This window comes from Mesorhizobium sp. M2C.T.Ca.TU.002.02.1.1 (assembly GCF_003997225.1).
In genome coordinates, this window is record NZ_RZTO01000616.1 from 1 (window position 1) to 3,822 (window position 3,822).

Consider the following 3,822-nt stretch of genomic DNA (forward strand, 5'->3'; position numbering starts at 1 on the left):
CACCTATGATTTCTCGTTCCTGGCGCCCTGCCCGTCATCCGGCCTGATCATCCATGGCGATGCCGACAAGGTGGCGCCGCCCAAGGACGTGCAGGGCCTGGTCGACAAGCTGCATACGCAAAAAGGCATCACCATCACCCAGAAGACGCTGCCCGGCGCCAACCATTTCTTCGCCAACGACACCGAGCAGCTGATCCAGGAATGCGCCGACTATCTCGACAGGCGCCTCGCCGGCGAGCTCGCGGATCCCCGGCCGAAGCGCCTGCGATAAGCAGGACAGCTGCCAATCCAGGGTGCTTTAACGGATCTGGGTTCGGTCGGCGGCGTCGATCTCGCTGGCGCCGACCGGCCCAGCCGTCGAAATCCTGCCTCTCCGTGCCCAGAACGGTACAAGCCGGAAAGTCCGCTTTCGCACCGGTAGCTTCGCGTCTGTCTGGCCGAAGATGAAACCGAGCCGGGCGAAGACCAGCCCCGAGACCACCGCAAACGCCAGCCCAAGGCCGAAGCCCGCGACTGTGTCGCTGGGATAGTGTGCGCCAACGAAGACGCGTGTCGAGGCGATGCAGGCGGTGACCGCCAGCGCGATATACCAGCGGCGCGGAAACAGCAGCAGCAGGATACCGAACACCGCGCCCATCGTCGTGGCATGGCCTGACGGAAAGCCGGCGAAGCGCGCATCCATGGCGAAGGGGTGCAGCGAGAGCACGCCGAAACTGTCGAAATAGAGCGGCCGGGCCCGGCCGATGCCGTATTTCAAGACGTTGACGGCAAGGCCGGACAGGCCGACGGCGCAGAGCACCAGGAAGGCGAAGCAGGTCCAGTTGTAGACGATCATCCGGCCTTGCCGGGACAGGCCGCGCCAATCCGTCAGATTGGCGGCGACGAGGCAGAGTGCGGCTGGAATGAGGTACCAGCCGCCGAGGCCGAATTGCGTGAAGAAATCGGTGAAACGCACGAAGCCGGGCGACCATTCACCGCGCATCTCGCCCGCGCCGGCGTCGAGACGCAGGAAGGTCGCCACGGTGAGCAGCACCCAGGCCAGCAGCCAGACACCCCACAGAATTCTCGGATAGCGCGCCGGGCGCACGGCAAAGCGTCGCTTCACGATCGACATCGTGTCACGGAAATTGCCGAGCGAGCGGCGGTAAAGGGCAAGGGGCGCGGCGGACATGGCTTTAGCGCGTGCTTATAGGGACATTCGACGCCCGACGCTATTCATCACGGAGCCACCCGGTAAAGCCCGAGCGACAGCTTGTCTCCTGACGAATAGTTGATGCCGTCGATCTCGGTCAGTCGCTTCGCCGACTTGCCTTGGGCGGTCAGCACATCGGCAAGCTTCTGCTCATCCTTGACCGGCGCCAACCCAAGCGCGCAGGACGGGTCGTCAAGCAGATGCCGCGCCACCCCCTCGACGTCGGTAAGCACCGTCTTGGTGCCGACCAGGAAGACCAGGCTCGGCTCCTGGAATTTCGCCGAGGCGAGCACCGTGGTGTCGCAAAGCCGGTTGGCGTCGACGGCAGCCTTGATGGCGGGGCTCAGCCAGATCGGCTTTAGTGACGGCGCGATGACGCCGAACAGCAGGCTGAAGGTGATGCCGGCGCCGGCCGCGATCGCGCCGATGCGCGGAAGCGGCACCTGCAATTGCCGCGGAAAGGCAAGATAGCCGGTGACCAGAGCGGCGATCGCCGCCGGTATGCTCCACCAGGAGAAGGTTCTGGCGAGATAGAGCGGCGCGCCGACGCAAACCACGGCCAATCCGATCGACACGACGACGACACCGAAAGCCGCCGCCCACCACAGCCATGTCTGCCAGCGCTTCAGCGGCGCGTTCGCCTGGTCCGCCGGCAAGGTGAGCAGCCAGCCGATCAGGAGCGCCATGCCCGGATAGGCCGGCATGACGTAATGCGGCAGCTTGGTCGGGATCGCCTCGAAGACCAGCCAGAACGGAATGTACCAGGCAAGGCAGAAGCGCAACCGCGGATCGTCCCAGAAACGGTTGATGGCCTGCAGCCCGGCGCCGACCGCGATCAGCCCGAAGGGCCACATGAACAGCGAATAGGTGAGCATATAGAAGCCGGGCGGTAGGCCGTGCGACTCCTCGCCCTGCGCCACCTTGTTCAGCATGTCTTTGCCGACCGCTTCCTGGAAAAAGGCGCCGCCGCTCTTCCAGGTGATGAGGATCAGCCAAGGCAGCACGATGACCAGCACGATGCCGACGCCGCGCACCAGCTTCATCCTCAGTAGCCAGCGCCAGTCGCGGTCGAAGGCAAAGAGCGCCGCGGCGGTCAGCAGCGACAAGAGCGGTGAGACTGGCCCCTTGATGAGGATGCCCAACCCTTGCGCGACCCAGAAGATCCACGGCAGATGCCCGGGAACCGGTTCATTGCGCTTCGAGGCCCAATAGACCTGCGCCAGCGCGCCTTGCGCCGCCACGCAGCAGGCAAGCAGCATCGCGTCGGTCTTGGCGTCACGCCCCTCGAAGGCGGTGGCGAAGATCGCCGCCATCATCAGGCCGGCGGCCAGTCCTGCATTGGCGCCGAAGAGTTTTGTCCCGGTCCAGCCGACGCCGACGACGGCCAGCGCAATGCCCAGCATCGAGACCAGGCGATAGACCCAGATCGGCGCCGCGGCCCCCTCGCCGCTCAGCGCGACCGCCGCCGATTGCAGCCAGTAGATGCCGATCGGCTTCTTGTAGCGCGTGACGTCCTGCAGCCGGATATCGACATAGTCGCCCGTCTCGACCATCTGCTTGGTCGCCTGGACGAAGCGGGATTCATCGCGATCCACCGGCGGCAGGCTGGCCAGCCCGCTGACGGTCATGACGATGCTGAACAGAAAGAGGAAGAGGTAGTTCCTGTTCATCGCGGGAGCTCGTCCGATCTGAAACTGCGGGATGGCCCCGTCGCGGCATGGCGCCTGTCCAGAGCATGATGCCGAAAAGTGCGAAGCGGTTTTCGGACGACATCATGCTCCATGTCTTTGATTTGCGCGGCGCTTCATTACGCCAGCAAGGAAGGTGAAGCAAGGACGGCTGCCCCACGCAACCAGGCACAAAACCGGAAACCACTTTGCTGATCGCATGTTTGTTGGTTGAAGCGCGATCGAACGCAAAACCGGAAACCACTTTTGCTGATCGCGCTTGGATGCTAAACGCGCGCCTTCATATCCAGCATGGCCAAAGTGCCCGGCGATCTCCAGGAAGAAAAAATGTCCGCCTTCAAATCCGATTTCCTGCGCATCATGAGCGAGCGCGGCTTCATCCACCAGATTTCGGATGAATCCTCCCTCGACCAGCTTTTCGCCAAGGAAACGGTCAGCGCCTATATCGGCTTCGACGCTACGGCCAAGAGCCTGCATGCCGGATCGCTGATCCAGATCATGATGCTGCACTGGCTGCAGCAGACAGGCCACCGGCCGATCGCGCTGATGGGCGGCGGCACGTCGATGATCGGCGACCCGTCCTTCAAGGACGAGGCGCGCAAGCTTTTGACCCCGCAGGACATCGACGACAATCTCGTCGGCATCCGCCGCAATTTCGCGCCTTACCTGAAGTTCGGCAGCGGTCCGGGCGATGCGATCATGGTCAACAACGCCGACTGGCTGATGCAGATCAACTACGTCAACTTCCTGCGCGATGTCGGCCGGCATTTCTCCGTCAATCGCATGCTGGCCTTCGATAGCGTGAAGCTCAGGCTCGACCGCGAGCAGTCGCTGTCTTTCCTCGAATTCAACTACATGATCCTCCAGGCCTACGACTTCGTCGAGCTCTACAAGCGCGTCGGCTGCCGGCTGCAGATGGGCGGCTCGGACCAGTGGGGCAAC

4 protein-coding genes are annotated in these 3,822 nt (G+C 63.5%); 2 read left to right on the forward strand and 2 right to left on the reverse strand.

Going from position 1 to position 3,822, the window contains the following annotated elements; translation table 11 throughout:
- On the forward strand, nt 1–271 hold a 271-nt coding region (locus EOD07_RS26145), incomplete at its 5' end, for a prolyl oligopeptidase family serine peptidase (protein ID WP_164772533.1).
- Nucleotides 272–298: 27 nt separating this feature from the next.
- Here the strand turns inward: EOD07_RS26145 and EOD07_RS26150 are convergent.
- Together EOD07_RS26150 and EOD07_RS26155 are read right to left on the reverse strand one after the other, a co-directional pair.
- A complete protein-coding gene (locus EOD07_RS26150) occupies nt 299–1,171 on the reverse strand; it encodes a phosphatase PAP2 family protein (protein WP_206519559.1) in 873 nt (290 codons plus the stop codon).
- 47 nt (nt 1,172–1,218) lie between these two features.
- A complete protein-coding gene (locus EOD07_RS26155; RefSeq protein ID WP_127237467.1) occupies nt 1,219–2,862 on the reverse strand; it encodes a glycosyltransferase family 39 protein in 1,644 nt (547 codons plus the stop codon).
- A 345-nt stretch (nt 2,863–3,207) separates the two neighbouring features.
- Between EOD07_RS26155 and tyrS the strand changes: the two genes are divergently transcribed.
- Nucleotides 3,208–3,822 (forward strand): tyrosine--tRNA ligase (tyrS, locus tag EOD07_RS26160; RefSeq protein WP_127237468.1); only part of this gene is annotated, 615 nt, incomplete at its 3' end.

Excerpts from the sequence above, each read along its gene's own strand:
- EOD07_RS26155 (WP_127237467.1), bottom strand. The coding sequence starts at position 2,862 with ATGAACAGGAACTACCTCTTCCTCTTTCTGTTCAGCATCGTCATGACC.
- EOD07_RS26150 (WP_206519559.1), bottom strand. The coding sequence starts at position 1,171 with ATGTCCGCCGCGCCCCTTGCCCTTTACCGCCGCTCGCTCGGCAATTTC.